This is a genomic window from Streptomyces sp. BR1, assembly GCF_052373795.1.
In the GTDB taxonomy this organism is placed as follows: Bacteria; Actinomycetota; Actinomycetes; order Streptomycetales; family Streptomycetaceae; genus Streptomyces.
This window is the reverse complement of record NZ_CM126252.1, coordinates 4,203,211-4,225,192: the sequence shown is the minus strand read 5'-3', so window position 1 is coordinate 4,225,192 and position 21,982 is coordinate 4,203,211. Positions and strand designations below refer to the sequence as shown.

The 21,982-nt window shown below is 71.8% G+C and carries 17 protein-coding genes; 4 read left to right on the top strand and 13 right to left on the bottom strand.

Annotation, left to right across the window (positions count from 1 at the left end; translation table 11 throughout):
* Positions 1-6: 6 nt before the first annotated feature.
* From galK to rsmI, 13 genes are all read right to left on the bottom strand, one after another.
* Positions 7-1,176, bottom strand: coding sequence for a galactokinase (gene galK / locus ACT1U9_RS18465; RefSeq protein ID WP_444533826.1), 1,170 nt, complete (start codon positions 1,174-1,176; stop codon positions 7-9).
* A complete protein-coding gene (galE, locus tag ACT1U9_RS18460; RefSeq protein ID WP_444533825.1) occupies positions 1,169-2,140 on the bottom strand; it encodes a UDP-glucose 4-epimerase GalE in 972 nt (323 codons plus the stop codon). Before galE ends, galK begins: the two co-directional genes overlap by 8 nt.
* Entirely contained in the window at positions 2,137-3,195 is a 1,059-nt protein-coding gene (galT, locus tag ACT1U9_RS18455) for a galactose-1-phosphate uridylyltransferase (protein ID WP_444533824.1), read from the bottom strand. Before galT ends, galE begins: the two co-directional genes overlap by 4 nt.
* A gap of 152 nt (positions 3,196-3,347) precedes the next feature.
* The gene (locus ACT1U9_RS18450; protein WP_444533823.1) at positions 3,348-4,022 is read right to left on the bottom strand and encodes a helix-turn-helix transcriptional regulator; all 675 of its coding nucleotides are present in this window, start codon (positions 4,020-4,022) and stop codon (positions 3,348-3,350) included.
* A gap of 247 nt (positions 4,023-4,269) precedes the next feature.
* Positions 4,270-6,120, bottom strand: a complete 1,851-nt coding sequence (locus tag ACT1U9_RS18445; protein ID WP_444533822.1) for an outer membrane protein assembly factor BamB family protein — start codon at positions 6,118-6,120, stop codon at positions 4,270-4,272.
* A 49-nt stretch (positions 6,121-6,169) separates the two neighbouring features.
* Positions 6,170-7,993, bottom strand: a complete 1,824-nt coding sequence (locus ACT1U9_RS18440) for an outer membrane protein assembly factor BamB family protein (RefSeq protein ID WP_444533821.1) — start codon at positions 7,991-7,993, stop codon at positions 6,170-6,172.
* Positions 7,994-8,260: 267 nt separating this feature from the next.
* Positions 8,261-10,066: an ABC-F family ATP-binding cassette domain-containing protein gene (locus ACT1U9_RS18435; protein ID WP_444533820.1), complete on the bottom strand. Its 1,806-nt coding sequence runs from the start codon at positions 10,064-10,066 to the stop codon at positions 8,261-8,263.
* Between the two features lie 119 nt (positions 10,067-10,185).
* Positions 10,186-11,079, bottom strand: coding sequence for a 4-(cytidine 5'-diphospho)-2-C-methyl-D-erythritol kinase (locus ACT1U9_RS18430; RefSeq protein ID WP_444533819.1), 894 nt, complete (start codon positions 11,077-11,079; stop codon positions 10,186-10,188).
* Positions 11,076-11,936: a 16S rRNA (adenine(1518)-N(6)/adenine(1519)-N(6))-dimethyltransferase RsmA gene (gene rsmA, locus ACT1U9_RS18425; RefSeq protein WP_444533818.1), complete on the bottom strand. Its 861-nt coding sequence runs from the start codon at positions 11,934-11,936 to the stop codon at positions 11,076-11,078. Before rsmA ends, ACT1U9_RS18430 begins: the two co-directional genes overlap by 4 nt.
* Entirely contained in the window at positions 11,933-13,315 is a 1,383-nt protein-coding gene (locus ACT1U9_RS18420) for a ubiquitin-like domain-containing protein (RefSeq protein WP_444533817.1), read from the bottom strand. Before ACT1U9_RS18420 ends, rsmA begins: the two co-directional genes overlap by 4 nt.
* Positions 13,316-13,411: 96 nt before the next feature.
* A complete protein-coding gene (locus ACT1U9_RS18415; protein WP_444533816.1) occupies positions 13,412-14,314 on the bottom strand; it encodes a TatD family hydrolase in 903 nt (300 codons plus the stop codon).
* 30 nt (positions 14,315-14,344) lie between these two features.
* Positions 14,345-14,773 (bottom strand): hypothetical protein, encoded by a 429-nt coding sequence (locus ACT1U9_RS18410; RefSeq protein WP_444533815.1) that lies wholly within the window; start codon positions 14,771-14,773, stop codon positions 14,345-14,347.
* A gap of 195 nt (positions 14,774-14,968) precedes the next feature.
* The gene (gene rsmI / locus ACT1U9_RS18405) at positions 14,969-15,847 is read right to left on the bottom strand and encodes a 16S rRNA (cytidine(1402)-2'-O)-methyltransferase (protein ID WP_444533814.1); all 879 of its coding nucleotides are present in this window, start codon (positions 15,845-15,847) and stop codon (positions 14,969-14,971) included.
* Between the two features lie 95 nt (positions 15,848-15,942).
* Between rsmI and ACT1U9_RS18400 the strand changes: the two genes are divergently transcribed.
* The 4 genes from ACT1U9_RS18400 to ACT1U9_RS18385 all read left to right on the top strand — a co-directional run bounded on the left by ACT1U9_RS18400 (position 15,943) and on the right by ACT1U9_RS18385 (position 21,879).
* On the top strand, positions 15,943-17,715 hold the full coding sequence (locus tag ACT1U9_RS18400; protein WP_444533813.1) for a dolichyl-phosphate-mannose--protein mannosyltransferase: 1,773 nt from the start codon (positions 15,943-15,945) through the stop codon (positions 17,713-17,715).
* 108 nt (positions 17,716-17,823) lie between these two features.
* Positions 17,824-19,458: a penicillin-binding transpeptidase domain-containing protein gene (locus ACT1U9_RS18395; RefSeq protein ID WP_444533812.1), complete on the top strand. Its 1,635-nt coding sequence runs from the start codon at positions 17,824-17,826 to the stop codon at positions 19,456-19,458.
* A 109-nt stretch (positions 19,459-19,567) separates the two neighbouring features.
* Positions 19,568-20,419: an EamA family transporter gene (locus ACT1U9_RS18390; RefSeq protein WP_444533811.1), complete on the top strand. Its 852-nt coding sequence runs from the start codon at positions 19,568-19,570 to the stop codon at positions 20,417-20,419.
* Between the two features lie 293 nt (positions 20,420-20,712).
* Positions 20,713-21,879, top strand: coding sequence for a serine hydrolase domain-containing protein (locus tag ACT1U9_RS18385; RefSeq protein WP_444539166.1), 1,167 nt, complete (start codon positions 20,713-20,715; stop codon positions 21,877-21,879).
* The last annotated feature ends 103 nt before the right edge of the window (positions 21,880-21,982 follow it).

Here is a 21,982-nt window from a genome sequence, read left to right as displayed (position 1 = left end):
AGGAGTTCAGAGCAGTCTGCGCGCGCCCGCCGACGGGATCGCCGGGAAGATCCTGGGCGCGGTGTACCCGGCCTGCGCGAACGCCTCCTGGACCGACTTGGCCACCGTGTCCGCGACCGACTCGTCGGTGAGCACGATCGCCGAGCCGCCGAAGCCGCCGCCGGTCATCCGCGCCCCGAGCGCCCCGGCCCGTACGGCGGTGTCCACCACCAGGTCCAACTCGGCGCAGGAGACCCGCAGATCGTCCCGCAGGGACGCGTGACCCTCGGTCAGGACCGGGCCGACCGCACGCGGATCGCCCGCCGCAAGGTGGGCCGCGACGCGCTCGACGCGCTCGTTGTCGCGTACGACATGGCGTACGCACCGGCGGACGGTTTCGGAATCGAGGCTGGCCAGCGCATCCGGGAGGTGCGAGTGGTCAATCGCGCGCAGGGTGGGTACATCGAGCGCCCGCGCGCCCGCTTCACAAGCGGCGCGCCGTTCCGCGTACGCGCCGTCTCCGAGCGCGTGCTTCACGCGGGTGTCCACCACGAGGAGCCGGAGCCCGTGGGCGGCGAGGTCGAAGGGGACCTGGCGGAGGGAGAGGTCCCTGGTGTCCAGGTGGAGCACCTGTCCCTCGGCGCAGCACGCGGACGCCGTCTGGTCCATGATCCCGCAGGGCACGCCCACGAAGGCGTTCTCGGCCCGCTGGGCCAGGCGTGCCAGCTCGGGCCGGGTGAGCCCCAGTTCGTAGAGATCGTTGAGCGCGAGAGCGGTGACCACTTCGAGGGCCGCCGACGAGGAGAGGCCCGCGCCGGTCGGGACGGTGGAGGCGAGGTGGACGTCCGCGCCCGTCACCGGGTGCCCCGCTTCGCGCAGCGCCCACACCACCCCCGCCGGGTACGCGGCCCAGCCGCCGCCGGAAAGGGGTTCCAGACCGGCGGCGTCGAGCCGTACGACTCCGCCGTCCATGTCCGCCGAGTGCAGCCGGACGACCCCGTCGGTGCGCCGGGAGACCGCCGCCACCGCCGTGTGCGGCAGGGCGAGCGGCATCACGAAGCCGTCGTTGAAGTCGGTGTACTCCCCGATGAGGTTGACCCGCCCGGGCGCCGCCCAGACGCCCTGAGGAGCCGATCCGTACAGCTCCTCGAAGTCCCGTACGACCTCGGCCACTTGGGCCCCACTAGTCTCAGTCATCCAGGTCCTCCAGGCTCCGCGCGAACGCCCAGGCGTCCGCGACGATCCCCGCGAGGTCCGCGCGGGACGGCTGCCAGCCGAGGGCTTCGTGGGCGCGGGCGGCCGAGGCCACCAGGACCGCCGGATCACCGGCCCGGCGGGCGGCGGCGACCTCCGGGATCGGGTGCCCGGTCACCTTGCGCACGGTCTCGATCACCTCGCGGACCGAGAAGCCGTTGCCGTTGCCCAGGTTGCAGATGAGGTGCCGGCCTTCGGTGGCCGCGTCAAGGGCGAGCAGATGGGCCTCGGCGAGGTCGGCGACATGGATGTAGTCGCGGACGCAGGTGCCGTCCGGGGTCGGGTAGTCGTCCCCGAACACCGAGATCGCCTCGCGCTTGCCGAGGGCGACCTGGAGCAGCAGCGGAATGAGGTGCGACTCGGGGTCATGGCGCTCGCCGCAACTGCCGTACGCGCCCGCCACATTGAAGTACCGCAGCGAGACCGCCGCGAGGCCGTGGGCCGCCGCCTCGCCCGTGATCATGTGGTCGACGGCGAGCTTGGAGGCGCCGTACGGGCTGGTGGGGGCGGTCGGGTCGGTCTCGGTGAGCAGCGCGGAGACGGGCTCGCCGTAGGTGGCGGCGGTGGAGGAGAACACCAGCCGCCGCACGCCCGCCGCACGCATCGCGTCGAGCAGGGCCAGGGTGCCGCCGACGTTGTTCGACCAGTACTTCTCGGGCCGTACCACCGACTCGCCGACCTGCGAGAACGCGGCGAAGTGCAGCACTCCGTCGTACGAGCCGTCGAGCCAGCGGACCGCGTCCTGGACGCGGCCCTCGATGAACGCGGCGCCCGCCGGGACGGCTTCCCTGAAGCCCGTGGAGAGGTCGTCGAGGACGGTCACCTCGTGGCCCGCGTCGAGCAGATGGCGCGCCACCACGCTGCCGACATAACCGGCGCCACCGGTGACCAGGTATTTCCCGCTCATGAACTCGCTACCTCTCGCAGTCGCCGGGCCGCGGCCTCCGGCGGCACGTCATTGATGAACACACTCATGCCGGACTCGGAACCCGCGAGGAACTTCAGCTTGCCGGAAGTACGGCGAATGGTGAAAAGCTCAAGGTGGAGCGCGAATTCATCCCGGCCGACCCCTTCGGGGAACTCCGTGAACGGAGCCTGGTGCCAGGCCGAGATGTACGGCGTGGGCGATTGCGCGTCCTCGAAGATCCGGTCGAAGCGCCGCAAGAGTTCCAGATAGACCTGTGGGAACTCTGTGCGCGCCGCCTCGTCCAGGGCCCGCAGATCGGGGACGCGCCGGCGGGGGTAGAGGTGCACCTCGTACGGCCAGTGGGCGGCGTACGGCACGAAGGCGACCCAGTGCTCGCCCTCCAGGACGATCCGTACGCGGTCGACGAGCTCGCGGTCGACGATGTCGTCGAAGAGGTTGCGCCCGCCGGTGCGCTCGCGGTGCTCGGCGAGCGAGCGGAGCATCAGGGCGGTGCGCGGGGTGGTGAAGGGGTAGCCGTAGATCTGGCCGTGCGGATGGCCGAGCGTGACGCCGATCTCGGCGCCCCGGTTCTCGAAGCAGAACACCTGCTTCACCTGCGGGAGTTCGGCGAGCTCGGCGGTGCGGTCGGTCCATGCCTCCAGGACCAGGGCGGCCTGCTCCTCGGTGAGGTCGGCGAAGGAGGCGTCGTGGTCGGGGGTGAAGCAGACGACCTCGCAGCGGCCGGATTCCCCGGCGAGGGAGGGGAAGCGGTTCTCGAAGACGGCCACGTCGTAGTCGGCGGCCGGGATCTCGCCGTGCCGTCCCTCGCGCGAGGGGCAGAGCGGGCAGGCGTCGGCGGGCGGGTGGTAGGTGCGGCCCTGGCGGTGTGAGGCGATGGCCACGGAGTCGCCGAGCAGGGGGTCGCGGCGGATCTCGGAGGCGGTGGAGACGGGGTCGAGGGGCCGGGTGTCCGCCTCGTCCCGTACGACGTCGTCCCGCGAGTCGTAGTAGAGCAGCTCACGGCCGTCGGCGAGCCGGGTCGACGTCTTCTTCACCTGCACCTCCATCAAACAGAACCGAACATAAATAACCACGAGCCAACAGCATCAGTCAATGGGAACGACAAAGACGCGCGTGCACGTGGGCGCAAACGGCTGTGGGCGCGACCGCCACGCGGTCGCGCCCACACCGAACAGAACAAGCGGGCTCAGCCCGCCGGGGGCACCGCCCGGTCGAGCAGGCCCGTGCGCGCGGCCAGCGCCGCCGCCTCCAGGCGGGAGCCGACCCCCAGCTTCATCAGGACGCGCTGCACATGGGTGCGCGCGGTGGACGGCGCGATGCCCATCCCGGCCGCTATCAGCCGGGTGTCCTCGCCGTCCGCGACCCGCACCAGCACCTCGACCTCGCGCGGGGTCAGCATCTGGAGCAGCCGCTGCCCCTCGTCGTCGGGCTGCGCCGCCGGGTTGAGCAGCTCCGCGAACGCGCCCTGGAGCAGCCCCGGCGCCACCGCCGCCTCACCCGCCCTGGCCTTCACCATGGCGCGCTCCACACCCTCTATGCGCTCGTCATGGCGTACGTAACCGGACGCGCCCGCCGCGAACGCCGCCGCGATCCCGCGTGGGCTCGGCACCGGGCCGAGCACCACCACGGCCACCTGCGGCCGCTCCCGCTTGATCCGCACGATCGGGTCGAAGGCACCCGGCTCGGCGGGCGCGGCCGTCCCGAGCAGGCACACCTCGGGCGCCCGTGACACCACCAGCTCCGCTGCCCCGGCCACCGGCGCGGCCGCCGCGAGCACCCGGTGCCCGCGGAGCTTCAGTGCCGAGGCGAGCGCCTCGGCGAGCAGTCGGTGGTCGTCGACCACCATGAGCCGCACGCCCATCGAGCAACCCCCATCCCCCCGGGGCACGTTGCCAACCCCCTGGCCCGGCCCTTCCCTGCCCCGGCAAGCTACACGCTTGTTCGACGTCGCGCGCCCCTTACCGGTGAGAAGACGCCCGGATTGCCGAAATCCCCGCCATTCAGGACTACTTGCCGGACATCCGGTTTCACCCAGGTGAGCAAAGGGCCCCGGCCGCGGAGGAGCACTCCGCGGCCGGGGCCCCAGCCACCGGGATGTTGACGCGCTGTCAGCCCACGCCGAGGCCGATCAGCAGGAACCGCTTCTCGTCCAGGGACGACGAACTCGGCTTGGAGAGCAGCACCTGCGACATGAAGAGCTTGCCCTGGCCGTAGACGACCTCGGCGTACTCCGGCGAGAACACGCTGACGACGTCCCGGACCGACTTGTCCGCCGGGTTCTGCATCAGCACGGTCTGCTTGAAGTTGCCGCCGTCGATCTTCACGACCTGGCTGCCCTTGTCGTACGGCGGGTTCTTGTACGCGATGACGTCGTTGCCGTCCATGCGCAGCGGCATCAGCGAGCTGCCGTCGCCCGCGTCGGCCTTGCCGTTCACCGGCTGGCCGGTGGCCAGGTCGAACGCGACGATCTCGTTGGACTGGCCGCCGTCCGGCGTCGCGCCGTCGTGCTTCTCGGTCGGGATGAACAGCTTGTTGCCGCCCACCGCGAGCGAGGAGCACTTCTCCACCATGGTGGAGTCGCAGCGGCCCGCGTACTTGGCGCCCGGCGCCGGGATGCGCGCGAGCAGCTTGCCGCTCTTGTCGTCGATCGAGAAGAAGTCCGAGATCCCGCTGCCGTCACCGGCGGTGTCGCCGACGTCGGCCGCGACGACCAGCGGCTTGGCGGAGACGATGTGCGCGTACTGGACACCGGCCGGCATCTTGTACGAGGTGATCGGCGCGCCCGTCTTCGGGTTCAGCGGCTGCACGGTGACCGTGGGGTTGTCGTAGTCGCCGCACTTGCGGACCGCCACCAGCGCGTCGCCGCCGCCGTAACCGGCGTCCTTGCACTGGTCGGTGGTCTCCTTCGGCTGCCAGAGCAGCTTGCCGGTGGCCAGGTCCCAGGCGGCGCCGCCGGAGGAGCCGCCGGTGGCGACGGTGCCCGCGCCGAGCGTGACCTCCTCGTACGCCGTCTTGCGGTCGCCGTCCTTGGTGGTGTTCGTCCAGGCGAGCTTGCCGGCGCCGAGGTCGAGGGCGGCGACCTCGGTGCAGCGCGCGTACTTCTCGCCGGCGGCCTTGGGGCCCTCGTAGACGATCGCCGTCCTGCCGTCGGCGCTCACGTGGTTGCTGGCCGCGCAGACCGCGCCCGGCAGCGGCACCTTCCAGACCGGGGTGCCCTTGGCCGGGTCGTAGCCGACGATCTCGTTGACGCCGGACTTGGCGTACACCTTGTCGGTCAGCCAGGAGCCCTTGACCGCGGTGAGGTCGTCGACCTTGGGCTGCGGCAGCTGGAAGAGCACCTTGGAGGTGACGTCGGCGGGGGCCTTCTCGGTGCCGCCGCCACCGGTGGAGCCGCCGTCCTTGGCATCCTTGCCGCCGGTGGTGCCCGCGGACGACTTGGACTCGTCCTTCTTGCCGTCGTCCTTGCTCGCGTACCAGATGCCGCCGCCGACGATCAGCGCCACCGCGACGGCCGCCGCGATGATGATCGTGGTCTGGGAGTTGAGCTTCTTGCCGCCGCCGCCCGGGCCCGCGGGCTGCATGGGCTGGGTGACGGGCTGGCCCGGGTAGCCGTACCCGGGCGCGCCCGGCTGGCCCTGCGGCTGGCCGGGGTAGCCGTAGCCCGGCTGCGCCGGGGGCGCCGCCTGCGGGTAGCCGTACCCGGGCGGGGCCTGGACGGGCGGCTGCGCGGGCGGGGTCGGGGGCATCGCCGGGGGCGGCGGAGTGGCACCGCCCGCCGGGGGCGTGGGCGCGCCGAACCCGCCGGCCGGGGGCGGCGTCGGAGCGCCGAAGCCGCCCGCCGGGGGCTCCTGCGGGGCGCCGAAGCCGCCCGCCGGGGGCTGCTGGGGCGCGCCGAAGCCCTGCGGCGGCTGGTCGCTCGGCTGCTGCGGGGGCTGCGGCGGCTGTGGGGGCTGACTCATGACGTACGTACCTCTGCGGAAAGGGAGGGGACGGAAGCGGGCGCGTTCATCAGTTGCCGAAGCCCATCAGGGCCTTTTCCTTGGTGTCGCCCTTGGGGCTGGACACCCGGCCGTTGAGGATGAAGAACCGGCCGCCGGAGTAGGCCACGTGCTTGGAGAAGAAACCGTTCTCGATGGACGCGGTGGACGCCGGGTTCTGCAGCACCACGCTGGGCTTGCCGCCCGTCGGCGCGATCGACGCGACCGCGCCGCCCTGCTCGGTGGTGGGCGCGATGTACGCGAGCAGCTTGCCCCCGTCGACCTGGAGCGGCAGCATCGTGCGGCCGTCGCCCGGGCTCGAACGCCACTTCTCCTTGCCGGTGTTGAGGTCGAACGCCACGACCGCGTTGGTCCGGCTGTAGCCGTCGCCGCCGCCCTGCTTGGGCTCGGTCGGCAGGTACAGCGTGTTGGCGTCGGCGGCGGTGCCGAGGCAGCCGCGCAGATCGCGCTCCATGATCGCCCAGGGGCACTCGGGCTGGAAGCTGTCCTTGCTGTCCATCTCGGAGCGGACCGAGCCGTCCGGCTTGAACGCCGTGATGTTGTACTGCTTCTTGTCCTTGTTGGTCAGGTAGACCACCACCGGGTCGACCGAGAAGACCCGCGCGACCTTCCAGCCCTTGGGGAACTGCTTGGTCCACTTGACCTTGCCGGACGTGGGGTCGAGCTCCTGGATCTGGTCCATGGCCTGCGTGTCGTCGCCCACCGTGCAGCTGCCCGCCGCGAGCAGCTTGGCGCCGCCCGCGAACGCGTCCGCACGGCAGTTGCCGTCCTTCGTGCCGCCGAAGATCTTCTTGCCGTCGGTGACCGAGAACCCGCTGACCGCGCCCATCCGGGCCACCGCCAGGGTGTTGCCGCTGATCGCCATGTCGAAGCTGGTCATGATGTCGAAGAGACCCTCCGACGGCACCGGCACCTTCCAGCCCGCCTTGCCGGCCGCGAGGTCGACCTGCTGGAGCTGGTTGCACTTGGCGTTCTTGGTGTTGTTCTCCTGCACACCGAGGACGATCTTGCCGTCGGCGGTGGTCTCGTGCGGCGCCCCGCACAGCGGAGCGTCCAGCGGCACGCTCCACTTCTGCTTGCCGTCGGCCACCGAATAGCCGGTGACCTCCTTGTACATCGCCTTGACGACGGTGTCGCCGACCACCCACGGGCCGGACTGCTCGGCGCCGTTCTGGGTCAGCTGGGTCGCGTTCTCCTGGAGCCAGACCTTCGCCTCGCCGTCCTTGCGGCCCGCGTTGAGGTCGTCCGAACCGGTGCGGCCGTCGCCCTTGCCGTCACCGAGGTCGGCCGAGGGCGAACCGGACGGCTTGGCGTCCTGGCTGCTCTTGGCGACCGGCTTCTTGTCGTCGCCGCCGCCCTTGGTGGCGAAGTACACGCCGCCGCCGATGACCAGCAGACCGGCCACGGCCGCGGCGATGATCACGGCGGGCTTGCCCTTGAACGGGTTGCGCCCGCCGCCCGGCTGATCCGGCATCGGCGCGCCCGGGTACTGCGGCTGCGTCGGGTAACCGCCGTAGGGACCGCTCTGCTGGCCGTACGGACCCGGCTGCTGCGCGTACGGACCGGCCTGGCCCGGGGCCTGCGGATAGCCGTAACCCGGCGTGGGCGCCTGCGGGTAGCCGTAACCGGGGGCGCCGGCCGGGGCGCCCTGCGGAGGCGCCGGCGGCATCGCGGCCGGGGCGCCCTGCGGCGCGGGCGGCATCGCCGGCGGCGGGCCCGCGGGCGGCGGCGGCATCTGCGGCGGCTGTGCGGGCGGCACGGGCGTCCCCGGAGGCGGGTCCGTGGGTGCCCCGAAGCCCCCCTGCGGCGGCTGCTGGCTGGGCGGCTGGGTCACAGCGTGTATCCCCCTTCGTGCGGACCGCTGCCCGAACGGACTCCCCCGCGTTTCCGGAGCGGAATCGGACATGGTCCCGCACACTTTGCGTCAGTCGAGCGGGGCTTCTTTCTATCACTCGGGCCCCTCGAACAACGGGCCGGTCCGCCCCTGTTCCCAAGGGCGGACCGGCCTGTGATGCGCCTGTTATGCAGTTTCCACGCGCTCTTTACGGATCCTTACGACGCCTGCGCTTCCGTAACGCGACTTAACGCTTGTGTGACGCGCTTACGCGTCCTCGGCGAGTTCCAGCCAACGCATCTCCAGCTCGTCGCGCTCGCCGATGAGTTCGCGCAGCTCCGCGTCGAGTTTCGCGACCTTCTCGAAGTCCGTGGCGTTGTCGGCGATCTGGGCGTGCAGCTGGGTCTCGCGGTCCGAGATCTTGTTCAGCTGCCGCTCGATGCGCTGGAGTTCCTTCTTGGCGGCGCGGCTGTCGGCGGCCGAGGCGGTGCCCGCCGGCTTGGCGGCGACCGGCGCGGGGGCCGGGGCCGCCGCCTCGATCATCCGCTTGCGCCGCTCCAGGTACTCGTCGATGCCGCGCGGCAGCATCCGCAGCGACGCGTCGCCGAGCAGCGCCCACACGTGGTCGGTGGTGCGCTCGATGAAGAACCGGTCGTGCGAGATGACGACCATCGAGCCGGGCCAGCCGTCGAGCAGGTCCTCCAGCTGGGTCAGCGTCTCGATGTCGAGGTCGTTGGTGGGCTCGTCGAGGAAGAGGACGTTGGGCTCGTCCATGAGGAGGCGGAGCAGCTGAAGCCGCCGCCGCTCACCACCGGACAGATCGCCCACAGGCGTCCACTGCTTCTCTTTACTGAACCCGAACTGCTCACACAGCTGCCCGGCGGTCATCTCCCGGCCCTTGCCGAGGTCGACGCGGTCCCGGATCTGCTGCACGGCCTCCAACACCCGCAGCGAGGCCGGGAGTTCGGTGACGTCCTGCGAGAGATAGGCGAGCCGCACGGTCTTGCCGACCTTGATCTGCCCGCCGACCGGCTGCGTCTCCCCGTCGGTACGGGACGCCTCGGCCAGCGCCCGCAGCAGCGAGGTCTTGCCCGCGCCGTTCACCCCGACCAGACCGATCCGGTCGCCCGGGCCGAGCTGCCAGGTCAGATGCTTAAGGAGCACCTTCGGCCCGGCCTGGACGGTCACGTCCTCCAGGTCGAACACGGTCTTGCCGAGCCGCGCGTTGGCGAACTTCATCAGCTCGGAGGTGTCGCGCGGCGGCGGCACATCGGCGATCAGCTCGTTGGCGGCCTCGATGCGGTAGCGCGGCTTGGAGGTACGGGCGGGGGCACCGCGCCGCAGCCAGGCCAGCTCCTTGCGCATCAGGTTCTGCCGCTTGGCCTCCTCGGTGGCGGCGATCCGCTCCCGCTCGGCGCGGGCGAAGACGTAGTCGGAGTACCCGCCCTCGTACTCGTAGACGGACCCCCGCTGGACGTCCCACATCCGCGTGCAGACCTGGTCGAGGAACCACCGGTCGTGGGTGACGCAGACGAGCGCGGAGCGGCGGGCCTGAAGGTGTTGGGCCAGCCAGGCGATGCCCTCCACATCCAGGTGGTTGGTGGGCTCGTCGAGGATGATCAGATCCTGGTCGGCGATGAGCAGCTTGGCCAGCGCGATACGGCGGCGCTCACCGCCGGAGAGCGGGGCGATGACGGTGTCGAGCCCGTTCTCGAACCCGGGCAGATCGAGCCCGCCGAAGAGCCCGGTGAGCACGTCGCGAATCTTGGCGTTACCGGCCCACTCGTGGTCGGCGAGGTCGCCGATGACCTCGTGCCGGACGGTCGCGTTCGGGTCGAGCGAATCATGCTGCGTGAGCACCCCGAGCTGCAGCCCGCCCACGTGCGTGACCCGCCCGGTGTCGGCCTCCTCCAGCTGCGCGAGCATCCGGATGAGGGTGGTCTTGCCGTCGCCATTACGCCCGACCACCCCGATCCGATCCCCTTCGGAGACGCCGAGGGAGACACCGTCGAGCAGGGCACGGGTGCCGTACACCTTGCTGACTGCCTCGACATTGACCAGGTTGACGGCCATTTCACTCCTGCGCAGTGGGGCTGAATCGCCCCCAAGGTTACGTTGTGCGGTGCCCCCCAGGGGCGCGGGGAACTGCGCGCTCGCCCCCACCGGCTCGCAGGCGAAGAACGACCTGTGGCTCAGGCAGCCACAACAGTCGCCCCGGGTGCGGGTGAGGCGGCCACCCTCGCGGAGCGGCAGGTGCCGGATGCCGTGAGGGCGTCCGCGATCTTCCGCGCCGATGCCTCGTCCTCCGCCAGGAACGCCGTCGTCGGGCCCGAGCCCGAGACCAGGGCCGCCAGGGCGCCCGCCTTCGTGCCCACCGCCAGGGTGTCCGTGAGGGATGGGCGCAATGACACCGCGGCGGGCTGAAGGTCGTTGGTCAGCGTGGCCGCCAGGGCCTTCGCGTCGCCCGTGCGGAGGGCGTCCAGGAGGGACCCGTTCGCCTCCGGCGGTGCCGCGTTCGGGCTGAGGCGGTCGAACTCCGCGTACACCGCCGGGGTCGACAGACCGCCGTCCGCCGCCGCGAAGACCCAGTGGAACGTGCCGCCGACCTCCAGCACGGAGAGCTTCTCGCCGCGGCCCGTGCCCAGTGCCGCCCCGCCCACCAGGCTGAACGGGACGTCGCTGCCCAGTTCCGCGCAGATCTCAAGCAGCTCCGCACGGGCCGCGCCCGTGCCCCACAGCGCGTCGCACGCCACCAGAGCCGCCGCGCCGTCAGCGCTGCCGCCCGCCATACCGCCCGCCACCGGGATGTCCTTGGTGATGTGGAGGTGGACATCGGGCGAGCGTCCGTACCGCGCTGCCAGGAGTTCCGCCGCCCGCGCCGCCAGGTTCGTACCGTCCAGCGGGACCTTGTCCGCGTCCGGGCCGGAGCACGTGATCCGCAGTTCGGACGCGGGCGTCGCCGTGACCTCGTCGTACAGACCCACCGCCAGGAACACGTTCGCCAGGTCGTGGAAGCCGTCGGGGCGGGCCGGGCCCACCGCGAGCTGGACGTTGACCTTGGCGGGGACGCGGACCGTCACCGTCACTTCTTGGCCTCCGCGATCCGGGCGAACTCCTCGACGGTCAGCGCCTCGCCGCGTGCCTGCGGCGAGATCCCGGCCGCGACCAGGGCTTCCTCGGCGGCGGCCGCCGAGCCCGCCCAGCCGGACAGCGCGGCCCGCAGGGTCTTGCGGCGCTGGGCGAAGGCCGCGTCCACGACCGCGAAGACCTCCGCCTTGGTGGCGGTGGTCTTCACCGGCTCCGCGCGCCGGACCAGGGAGACCAGGCCCGAGTCGACGTTCGGCGCGGGCCAGAAGACGTTGCGGCCGATCGACCCGGCACGCTTGACGTCCGCGTACCAGTTGGCCTTGACCGACGGCACGCCGTACACCTTGTTGCCGGGCTTGGCCGCGAGCCGGTCGGCGACCTCCGCCTGGACCATGACCAGGGTGCGCTCGATCGTCGGGAAGCGGCCCAGCATGTGGAGAAGGACCGGCACGGCGACGTTGTACGGGAGGTTCGCGACCAGCGCGGTCGGGGCCGGGCCGGGCAGCTCCTCGACCAGCATCGCGTCGGAGTGGACCAGCGCGAAGTGGTCCTTCTTCGCGGGCAGCCGGGCCGCGATCGTGGACGGCAGCGCGCCCGCGAGCACGTCGTCGATCTCGACGGCCGTCACCCGGTCCGCCGCCTCCAGGAGCGCGAGCGTCAGCGAGCCGAGGCCGGGCCCGACCTCCACCACGACGTCGTCGGGCCGTACCTCCGCCGTCCGGACGATCCGGCGGACCGTATTGGCGTCGATGACGAAGTTCTGACCGCGCTGCTTGGTGGGGCGTACGCCCAGCGCTGCGGCCAGTTCACGGATGTCGGCGGGGCCGAGGAGGGCGTCGGGCTCAGTGGTGCTCACCGATACAGCCTACGGCCGCAGTGCGGCCACGGGCTCGACCCCCGCTGCACGTAGAGCTTCTTGGCCCGGAACGTCTGCTCGGAGGCGCTCGCGTGCTGCGGCAGGCCGCTGCCGCCGAGCGCGTGCCAGGTCTGGCCGTCGAACTGGTAGAGCCCGCCGTAGTTCCCGGTCGGATCGACCGCGCCGGCGCGTCCGCCGGACTCGCAGTGGGCGAGCTGGTCCCAGTTGAGGTGGTCGGCGCCGCCGACCGAGCTGGGCAGCGGCTTGGTGCCGACGCGGACCGTCTGAGTGACGGGCCCGCGTACCACCTGCTCGGCCACCTTCTTCGGCTTCTGCCGCACCCCGTTGACGGTCCGCAGGGCGTACGTGACCTTCCTGAGGCCCTGCTGGCCGGGCCGGTCGACGACCTCGGTGCCGGTGAACAGCGACTCGTCCTTCGTCTTCTCGACCTCGTACGGGATCGGCTCGGCGCGGACCTCGCGGGTGCCGGTGATGCGCATGACGGTGATCGTCTGGCCGTCGCGGGGGAACGCGGACGGCGGCACCGAGGTGGTGTCCTCGCCCTGGAGGGAGATCCCGGCCTCGGCGACGGCCTCGGCGACGGTCGCCGCGTTGGTGCGGATGGTGCGCTCGCGGCCGTCGGCGAGGAAGGTGACCTGCCGCTCGGTGCGCACGTCCAGGCCCATTCCGGCGCGGCCGATGGCGGAGGAGCGGGAGGCGGAGAGGTAGGCGCCCTCGGCCCGTACGCCGAGCTGGCGCAGCGCCCCGTCGACGGTCTGCGCGGTGGTCCACACCTGGCGCCGCTCCCCGTCGAGGGTGAGGGCGACGGGCCGGCCGTAGCGGACGACGACCTCGTCGCCGCTGGTCAGGGCCTCGTGGCGGCCCGGGGCGACGATGTCGTGGTCGCCGACGGCCACGTGCTGGTCGGCGAGGAGCTCGTCGACGTCGTCGGCGAAGGTGTGCAGGGTGCGCGGGACACCGTCGACGGTGAGGCGTACGGCCTTGTCGTTGGCGAGGAACGCGGAGGTGCCGCCCGCGAGGAAGGCGACCACCAGGGCCTGCGGGATGAGCCGGCGCAGGGCGTCGGGGCGGGCGGCGCCGAGGGTCCGGCGGCGCCGGGCGGCCCGCCGCGCCCCGGCCCGTCCACCGGGGTCGGCCGGGTCGGGGTCGGCGGGGTCCTGGCCGCCCCCTTCCAGGCCGTCGCCCTGCCGGGGCAGCCGGGGTGCGGCCACCGTCTCGTGGGCGTCGAAGGCCGGAGGCGGCGCCTCGGCCGTTCTGGTGGCGGCGCGGCGGCCGCCGCGCGCGGCTCTGTGACTTCCCTGCGAAGTGCTCACGGTGCTCCAGAGGTCCGGCCGATCGTCCCGTCGAGGCGGGGACATTAGCGGAGCCTCTGTCACTCTCCAAAGCGATTCGACTACGGAGCGTCGTCGCGCTACCCTACGTTCGGCCACCCGGGGGGCATCGGCCGTTATCCCTCAGTAATCGAATGCGCGGGCAGTGTTCTCCGCGACGGCCGCGGCCAGCGCGTCCTCGTGGAGGCCCTTCACCGCGGCCATGGCCCGTACCGTAATCGGAATGAGATACGGCGCATTGGGCCGTCCGCGGTACGGCGCCGGGGTGAGGAAGGGCGCGTCGGTCTCCACCAGGACCAGTTCGAGGGGTGCCACGGCGAGCGCGTCGCGCAGCGGCTGGGCGTTCTTGAAGGTCATGTTTCCGGCGAAGGACATGAAGTAGCCGGATTTCGCGCAGAGTTCCGCCATTTCCGCGTCACCGGAATAGCAGTGGAAGACCGTGCGTTCCGGGGCACCCTCTTCGCGCAGAATGCGCAGCACATCCGCGTGCGCCTCGCGATCGTGAATGACGAGCGCCTTGCCGTGCCGTTTGGCGATCTCGATATGGGCCCGGAACGAGCGTTCCTGGGCGGCCATTCCCTCGGCTCCGGTACGGAAGTAGTCGAGGCCGGTCTCGCCGACGCCCTTCACGTGCGGGAGGGCGGCGAGCCGGTCGATCTCGCCGAGCGCGTCGTCGAGGGCGCTGTCGCCGCCGGGGGTGCGCGCCCCCTGGCGGGACCAGCCTCCCCCAGCCCCAGGGGGCTGGGAGGTGCCCCCAGGGTCACCCAGGACGATCCGGGGCGCCTCGTTGGGGTGCAGGGCGACGGCGGCCCACACGCTGTCGTACGCGGCGGCCGTCTCGGCGGCCCACTGCGACCCCTTCACGTCGCAGCCCACCTGGACCACGGTCGTCACCCCCACGGAGGCGGCCTTGGTCAGCGCCTCCTCCACGGTGGTGCCCTGCATGTCCAGATGGGTGTGCGAGTCGGCGACCGCGATCCCGAGCGGTTCGGGCAGCGGCGGCGGGGCATCCTTGGCGGCACTCATGGTGCCGATCCTATGAAAGCCCCCGGGCCGTCACTTCTTGTGGTGGTGGAAGGGGTGCAGCAGGTCGGAGAGGTGCCAGTGGTGGGAGGTGTCGGTCGCGGCCTCGTCCGCCGCGGGCTCCGCCGCCGCGGCCGGCTTGGGCCGGTCCGGCTCGGGGTCGCCGCCGGAGCCGATCGGCCCGGCCGGCGCCTGGTGTGTGGAGTGGTGCGTGAGCCACTGCGTCACGCTGGAGACCCGGCCGGCGCGCAGGGTGCGCACCACGTGTCCGCCGCAGTTCGTGCAGGTGGGCTGGGACAGCGGCGACGGCACCCGTTCCCCGTCCGCCTTGTAGACCACGAAGGGCTGGCCCTTCCCGTCCACGTGGTGCTCGATCTCGTACGCCTGTTCCCAGCCATACCCACACCGCATGCACGCGAACGCGTACTCCTCGTGCGCAGTGGTCTCAGCGATCTCACTCATGTGCCGGCTCCTCTTGTCCGCTGGACAAGCTCTTGCGAGCGCTCCTTGCGAAGCGGGGGCGGAGAACGTCCCCGATCCATGGGACGCCTTTCGCCGCCAAAACGCATCAGGGGCTGTCGAGTGTTGGTGCCGTCTTGGCCTTTCCTAGGCAAAAGCCCCGGTCTGCGGCCTGAGCTTTACTTTTCGCGTTACGTTTCACGATAGTCCTTTACCGTCCCCCGGTGCCGCCCGTGCCGCGTTCTTTGCCGCCACCACCGCGTCGAACACCTCGCGCTTGGGTAGACCCGCACCGAGAGCCACGGCCGCGATGGCCTCCTTGCGCCGCTCGCCCGCCTCCTCGCGCACCTGCACCCTTCTGACCAGCTCCTCGGCGTCCAGCTCGGCGGGTCCGCTCTCGGCGGCGCCCTCGACGACGACGGTGATCTCGCCGCGTACGCCCTCGGCGGCCCACTGGGCGAGGTCCTTCAGCGTCCCGCGCTTGACCTCCTCGTACGTCTTGGTCAGCTCGCGGCAGACGGCGGCGCGGCGCTCGGCGCCGAAGACCTCGGCCATCGCGGCGAGGGTGTCGTCCAGGCGGTGCGGGGCCTCGAAGTAGACGAGGGTGCGGCGCTCGTCCGCGACCTCGCGCAGCCGCCCCAGGCGCTCGCCCGCCTTCCTCGGCAGGAAGCCCTCGAAGCAGAACCGGTCGACGGGCAGCCCCGACAGGGCGAGCGCGGTGAGCACCGCGGAGGGCCCGGGCACGGCCGTGACCTTGATGTCCTTCTCCACGGCGGCGGCCACAAGGCGGTAGCCGGGGTCGGAGACGGACGGCATCCCGGCGTCGGTCACCAGGAGCACGCGCGCGCCGCCTTCCAGCGCCTCGACGAGCTCGGGCGTACGGGCGGACTCATTGCCCTCGAAGTACGAGACGACCCGCCCCGAGGTGTGGATGCCGAGCGCCCGGGTCAGGCCGCGCAGCCGCCGGGTGTCCTCGGCGGCGACGACGTCGGCCCGCTCCAGTTCGGCGGCGAGTCGGGGCGGCGCGTCCGCGATGTCGCCGATGGGGGTCCCTGCGAGTACGAGTGTTCCGGTCACCCCGCCATCCTCCCAGCCCCGGGCACCCGGGGTCGCCCGGGCGGGATCGGGCCCGGCCACGGGACTCGCACAGGCGCTTTCCCTACGATGGCGCGGTGACCAGTACAGCGCCACAGACCCTTGAGGGGCAGGCCGCCGGCGACGCTCCGCCCGGCTGGCAGGACCGGCTGCGCCGCTTCGGCTACTCCGCACAGCCGAGAACCGGGCTGCGCGAGCGCCTGGTGCCGCCCTACACCCGCCCGTCCGGGCAGCTGTGGTCGGTGCTGCGGGTGCCCCCGACGGCCGCCGGGTACCTCGTGCGCTGGTCGGGGTGGGTCGGGCCGCTGCTCGTCACCCTGGTGGCGGGGCTGCTGCGGTTCTGGAAGCTGGGCAGCCCGGACGCGGTGATATTCGACGAGACGTATTACGCCAAGGACGCCTGGGCGCTGATCAACCACGGCTACGAGGCCGCCTGGCCCAAGGACATCGACAAGTCGATCATCCAGGACCCCTCGTCGGTGACCATCCCGGCCGACCCCGGCTATGTGGTGCATCCGCCGGTCGGCAAGTACCTGATCGGCCTCGGCGAGAAGTGGTTCGACTTCACCCCGTTCGGCTGGCGGTTCGTGATGGCGGTGCTCGGCACGCTCTCGGTGCTGATGCTCTGCCGGATCGGGCGGCGGCTGTTCCGCTCGACGTTCCTGGGCTGTCTGGCGGGCCTGCTGCTCGCGGTGGACGGGCTGCACTTCGTGATGAGCCGGATGGCCCTGCTCGACCTCGTGGTCATGTTCTTCGTGCTCGCGGCCTTCGGCTGTCTGCTGATCGACCGGGACCGGGCGCGGGCCCGGCTCGCGGCGGCGCTGCCCGAGGGCGAGGACGGCGAGCTGCGCCCCGACGCGCAGGTGGCCGCCACTTTGCGGTTCGGCTGGCGGCCGTGGCGGCTCGCGGCGGGCGTGATGCTCGGCCTCGCCTGCGGCACCAAGTGGAACGGCCTGTACGTTTTGGTCTTCTTCTTCGTGATGGCGGTGCTGTGGGACGCGGGCGCCCGGAAGACGGCGGGCGCGGTGCGGCCGTACCGCACGGTGCTCAAGAAGGACGTGTTCCCCGCGTTCGTCTCCACGGTGCCGGTCGCCATCGCGACCTATATGGCCTCCTGGACCGGCTGGTTCATGACGGACAAGGGCTACTTCCGGGACTGGGCGCACGGCCGCGCGGGCCTGTCCCCCGACCATGTGAAGCTGCCGCTGATCGGCGATGTGAGCCTGCCGCAGTTCGGCATGAGCTGGATGCCGGAGTCGCTGCGCAGCTTCTGGCACTACGAGTCCGAGGTCTACAGCTTCCACGTCAATCTGACCGACAAGCACACCTACCAGTCGAACCCGTGGAGCTGGATCGTCCTGGGCCGCCCGGTCTCGTACTACTACGAGAGCCCGTCGCCCGGCACCGACGGCTGCCCCTCGAACACCGCCGACAAGTGCGCGCGCGAGGTGCTGGCGCTCGGCACGCCGCTGCTGTGGTGGGCGGCCTGCGTCGCGATCCTGTACGTGCTGTGGCGCTGGATCTTCCGGCGCGACTGGCGGGCGGGCGCGATCGCCTGCGGTATCGCGGCGGGCTATCTGCCCTGGTTCCTCTACCAGGAGCGCACGATCTTCCTCTTCTACGCGGTCGTCTTCGTGCCGTTCCTGTGTCTGGCGGTGGCGATGATGATCGGCGCGATCATCGGGCCACCGGGCTCGGACGAACGCCGCCGGGCGATCGGCGCGATCGGCGCGGGCGTGCTCGTCCTGCTGATCGTCTGGAACTTCATCTACTTCTGGCCGCTGTACACCGGGACCGCGATCCCGCTCGATTCCTGGCGGAACCGGATGTGGCTGGATACCTGGGTGTGAGCGTCGCGTTCCGGTAACGGGAGCCGCTCGGTGTCACTGGTGTCACGTACAGTGCCTCTCAAGCAATGCTCTTGAACATGTTCAAGAGCCTCCTGGGGAGGGGCTGCGATGCGCAGTGGAGCGAAGGCCGCGATAGTCGGCGGAGCGTTCTTGGTGGTCGGCGGGGGCGTCGTCTACGGCGGCTACGAGATGCTGGCCGGGGACGACTCGTCCCCGGCCGTGCACACCCAGGCGGCGCCGAAACGGACCGGCCCGCCGAGCGGGGACGAGGTGACGAAGACGGCGCAGGCGTTCTTCGACGCCTGGTCGAAGGGGGACACGGCGGCCGCCTCGGTGCTGACCAACAACAACGCGGCCGCGCAGACCGCGCTCGCCGGTTTCCACGACGACGCCCATGTGGACAAGGTGACGATCACCGCATCCCCGGCCACCGGCGCGACCGTGCCGTACACGGTCAAGGCGGAGGTCGCGTACGAGGGGAGGACCGCGCCCCTGACGTACACGTCCCAACTGACCGTCGTACGCGGTCTGACCACCGGCAAGGCGCTGGTCGACTGGAAGCCCGGCGTCGTCCACCCGCAGCTCAAAGCGGGCGAGAAGCTGACGACGGGGGCGGCGAAGAACCCCGAGATCGAGGCCGTGGACCGGCAGGGGCGGGTGCTGACGAAGGAGAAGTACCCCTCGCTCGGCGCGGTCCTCGACTCGCTGCGGCAGCGGTACGGCGCCAAGGTCAACGGCACGCCGGGGGTGGAGCTGTCGATCGAGAGCGGCGACGCGGGCACTCCGAACCGGACGCTGCTGACCCTGGCCAAGGGCAGGGCGGGCAAGCTGACGACGACGCTGGACGCGGACGTCCAGGCGGCCGCCGAGCAGGCCGTGAAGCGGTTCGACGAGTCCTCGGTGGTGGCGATCGAGCCGGACAACGGTGAGATACGGGCGGTCGCGGACAACCGGAAGGACGGCTTCCCGGCCTCTCTCCAGGCCGCGGTCGCACCCGGCTCCACCATGAAGATCATCACGGCCGCGATGATCGTCCAGAACGGGGTGGGCGGCGCCGACCAGCCGGTGGAGTGCCCGGCGACGGTCCCGTGGGAGGGCTACACCTTCCACAACCTCAACGACTTCACCATCCCGCACGGCACCCTGACCGACGCCTTCGCCCGGTCCTGCAACACCGCCTTCATCAAGCCGGTGAAGCCGCTCAACGGCAAGCACATCGCCGGGACCGCGCTGGGCCAGACCGCCCGGGACTACTTCGGCCTGGGCCAGGACTGGAAGCTCGGCGGGGTGAAGTCCTTCGACGGCAGCGTTCCCGAGTCGTCCGGCGTGGAGACGGCGGCCTCGTACATCGGTCAGGGCAAGGTCCAGATGAGCCCGCTCGACATGGCGTCCGTCTCGGCCACCGTGATCAACGGCGGCTTCCAGCAGCCGATCATCGTGCCGAAGGCCCTGGACGACCGCGAACTGGCCACCGCGCAGCGGCTGCCCGGCGCGCTCGCGGACCAGCTCCGGCAGATGATGCACGCGGCGGCCACCAACGGCACCGCGGCGAACGCGATGTCCGGGGTGCCCGGGCCCAAGGGCGCCAAGACCGGCTCGGCCGAGGTCGACCGACAGGGCAAGTCCAACAGCTGGTTCACGGGATACGGCAACGGGCTCGCGGCCGCAGCCCTGGTCCAGTCCGGCGGGCATGGCGGGGACGCGGCCGGTCCGATCGTGGCGTCGGTGTTGCGGGCGGGGTGAGGTCGGGGGCCCGCTGTGACGAAAACGTCGTCGCGTGGCCCGTACAACCACCGCTAGCGTCCAGGTCCATGAGCTCACAGCAACCCCCGTACGCGCAGGACACCCGCATATGAGCCTGCTCGTTGTCGTCGCGGTGCTGGTGGCCGCCTTCACGCATGCCGCGTGGAACGCGATGGCGCACGCGATCAAGGACCAGCTCGTCGCGTTCACCCTGATCGGCGGCGGGGCCTCCGTGATCGGCGCGGCGCTGGCGGCGTTCTCGCCGGTGCCGTCCGGCGGCGCCTGGCCGTATCTGATCGCCTCGGCGCTGCTGCACATCGGCTACCAGGTGCTGCTCATGCGGTCGTTCAGCCTGGGCGACTTCGGGCAGATGTATCCGATCGCGCGCGGCACGGCGCCGCTGGTGGTGACCGTGCTCGCGGTGGCCTTCGTCGGCGAGAGCCTGAACGCGTGGCAGGCGGCCGGGGTGGCCGTCGCCTCGGCGGGCCTGGTCGGGGTCGCCCTGTGGGGCATCCGGGGCTCGGGCGCGCGGCCGCACTGGCCCGCGCTGCTCGCCGCGCTCGCGACCGGCCTCTCGATCGCGTCGTACACGGTGGTGGACGGCGTGGGCGTACGCGCCGCTCACACCCCCATCGGCTACATCGCGTGGCTGATGATCCTGGAGGGCCTGCTGATCCCGGCGTACGCCTGGTACAGCCGCCGGGGCGCACTGTGGGCGCAACTGCGGCCGTACGCGGTACGGGGTCTGCTCGGGGCGGCGCTGTCCATGACGGCGTACGGCCTGGTCCTGTGGGCCCAGACCCGCGCACCGCTGGCTCCCGTGGCCGCGCTGCGGGAGTCGAGCATCATCGTGGGGGCGGCGATCGGCGCGGTCTTCTTCAAGGAACGGTTCGGGGCGCCGCGGATCGCGGCGGCGGGGCTGATGGTGGTGGGGATCGGGCTGATGCTTCGGGCTGGCTGACCGGTTTTCCCGGGGGCGCCCCGGTGGACCCCGGCGGGGCTTCGCCCCCGGACCCCGTTTTTCGGCTGCAGACCGTCTTGGGCTGGTCGCGCAGTTCCCCGCGCCCCTTGATGGGCCCTTCGGGCCCTCCTTTAGGGGCGCGGGGAACTGCGCGAGCAACCCAGCACGATCCGCAGCCGAACACCCACGAAGCCGGTCGCCGCGCAGGGGCGGGGAAGAATCGGTTCAGCTCACCACGTTGAATGGACCGCGTGCGTCAGCAAGGGCGCACCGGGGACGTGGGAGTGGCAGTGGTGGACGTGCGGGGCACCGTGGACCCGGGGTTCGAGTCGGTCAGGGACGCCTTCATCCGTAACTTCGAGCAGCGCGGCGAGCGCGGCGCGGCCGTGGCCGTCTACCACCACGGCCGGAAGACCGTCGACCTGTGGGGCGGCACCCGCGATGTGGACGGCACCGCGCCCTGGGCCGTCGACACCGTCCAGATCGTGCGCTCGGCCACCAAGGGCGTGGCCGCAGCGGTCCCGCTCCTTCTGCACCAGCGCGGCCAGCTGGACCTGGACGCGCCCGTCGCCGCGTACTGGCCCGAGTTCAAGGCCAACGGCAAGGACCGCACCCTGGTGCGCCATCTGCTCTCGCACCGCGCCGGCGTACCCGTACTGGACCGCCCCCTCACGACCGCCGAGGCCGCCGACGGCGAGTCGGGCCCGGCCGCTGTCGCCGCACAGGCACCCGTCTGGGAGCCCGGCACCGACCACGGCTACCACGCCCAGACGTACAGCTGGCTGCTCGGCGAGCTGGTGCGCCGCGTCACCGGCCGCACCATCGGCCGCTGGGTCGCCGAGGAGATCTCCCGCCCGCTGGCCGCCGACTTCTGGATCGGCCTGCCGGACGAGGAGGCGCACCGGGTGGGCCGGGTCGGCCCGGTGGAGACGCCGCAGGTGGCGGGGGCGATCACGACACGGCCCAAGCGCTCGGTCGTGGAGGCGTACGCGGACCCGACGTCGCTGACCCGCCGGGCGTTCGGGGCGATCGACCCGCTCCCGGACGAGAACGACCCCGTCTACCGAGGCGCCGAACTCCCCGCGTCGGCGGGCATATCCACCGCCCGGGGACTCGCCCGTATCTACGCGGCGACCATCGGCGAGGTGGACGGCCGCCGTCTGTTCGCCCCCGCGACGGTCGCGCTCGCGCGTACGGAGGAGTCGGCCGGGATGGACCGGGTCCTGGTCGTGGGCACCCGCTTCGGCCTCGGCTTCATGCTCCACGGCCCCGCGTCCCCGCTCCTGTCCCCCGGCTCCTTCGGCCACCCGGGCCGAGGCGGCTCCCTGGGCTTCGCCGACCCCGAATCAGGCGTGGCCTTCGGCTACGTCACCAACGGCCACCAGAAGAACGTAACGGCGGACCCGCGCGCGCAGGCCTTGGTGAGGGCGGTACGAGCAGCAGTCGACGCCCGCCCGTAGCCGTTAGGGGCGCGGGGAACTGCGCGACAAGCCCCCACCGGCCCGCAGACGAACAACCCGGCCGCCCGCCAAGGGCTTTAGGGAAGGGGCGGGGTGGGGGCCA

What these genes read in the sequence shown, in the direction of transcription:
- ACT1U9_RS18450 (WP_444533823.1), bottom strand. Translation starts at nt 4,022, where the DNA reads ATGGGCGTGCGGCTCATGGTGGTCGACGACCACCGACTGCTCGCCGAG.
- ACT1U9_RS18445 (WP_444533822.1), bottom strand. Translation starts at nt 6,120, where the DNA reads ATGAGTCAGCCCCCACAGCCGCCGCAGCCCCCGCAGCAGCCGAGCGAC.
- ACT1U9_RS18410 (WP_444533815.1), bottom strand. Translation starts at nt 14,773, where the DNA reads ATGAGTGAGATCGCTGAGACCACTGCGCACGAGGAGTACGCGTTCGCG.
- galK (WP_444533826.1), bottom strand. Translation starts at nt 1,176, where the DNA reads ATGACTGAGACTAGTGGGGCCCAAGTGGCCGAGGTCGTACGGGACTTC.
- ACT1U9_RS18415 (WP_444533816.1), bottom strand. Translation starts at nt 14,314, where the DNA reads ATGAGTGCCGCCAAGGATGCCCCGCCGCCGCTGCCCGAACCGCTCGGG.
- ACT1U9_RS18420 (WP_444533817.1), bottom strand. Translation starts at nt 13,315, where the DNA reads ATGTCCCCGCCTCGACGGGACGATCGGCCGGACCTCTGGAGCACCGTG.
- ACT1U9_RS18435 (WP_444533820.1), bottom strand. Translation starts at nt 10,066, where the DNA reads ATGGCCGTCAACCTGGTCAATGTCGAGGCAGTCAGCAAGGTGTACGGC.
- ACT1U9_RS18395 (WP_444533812.1), top strand. Translation starts at nt 17,824, where the DNA reads ATGCGCAGTGGAGCGAAGGCCGCGATAGTCGGCGGAGCGTTCTTGGTG.
- galE (WP_444533825.1), bottom strand. Translation starts at nt 2,140, where the DNA reads ATGAGCGGGAAATACCTGGTCACCGGTGGCGCCGGTTATGTCGGCAGC.
- ACT1U9_RS18390 (WP_444533811.1), top strand. Translation starts at nt 19,568, where the DNA reads ATGAGCCTGCTCGTTGTCGTCGCGGTGCTGGTGGCCGCCTTCACGCAT.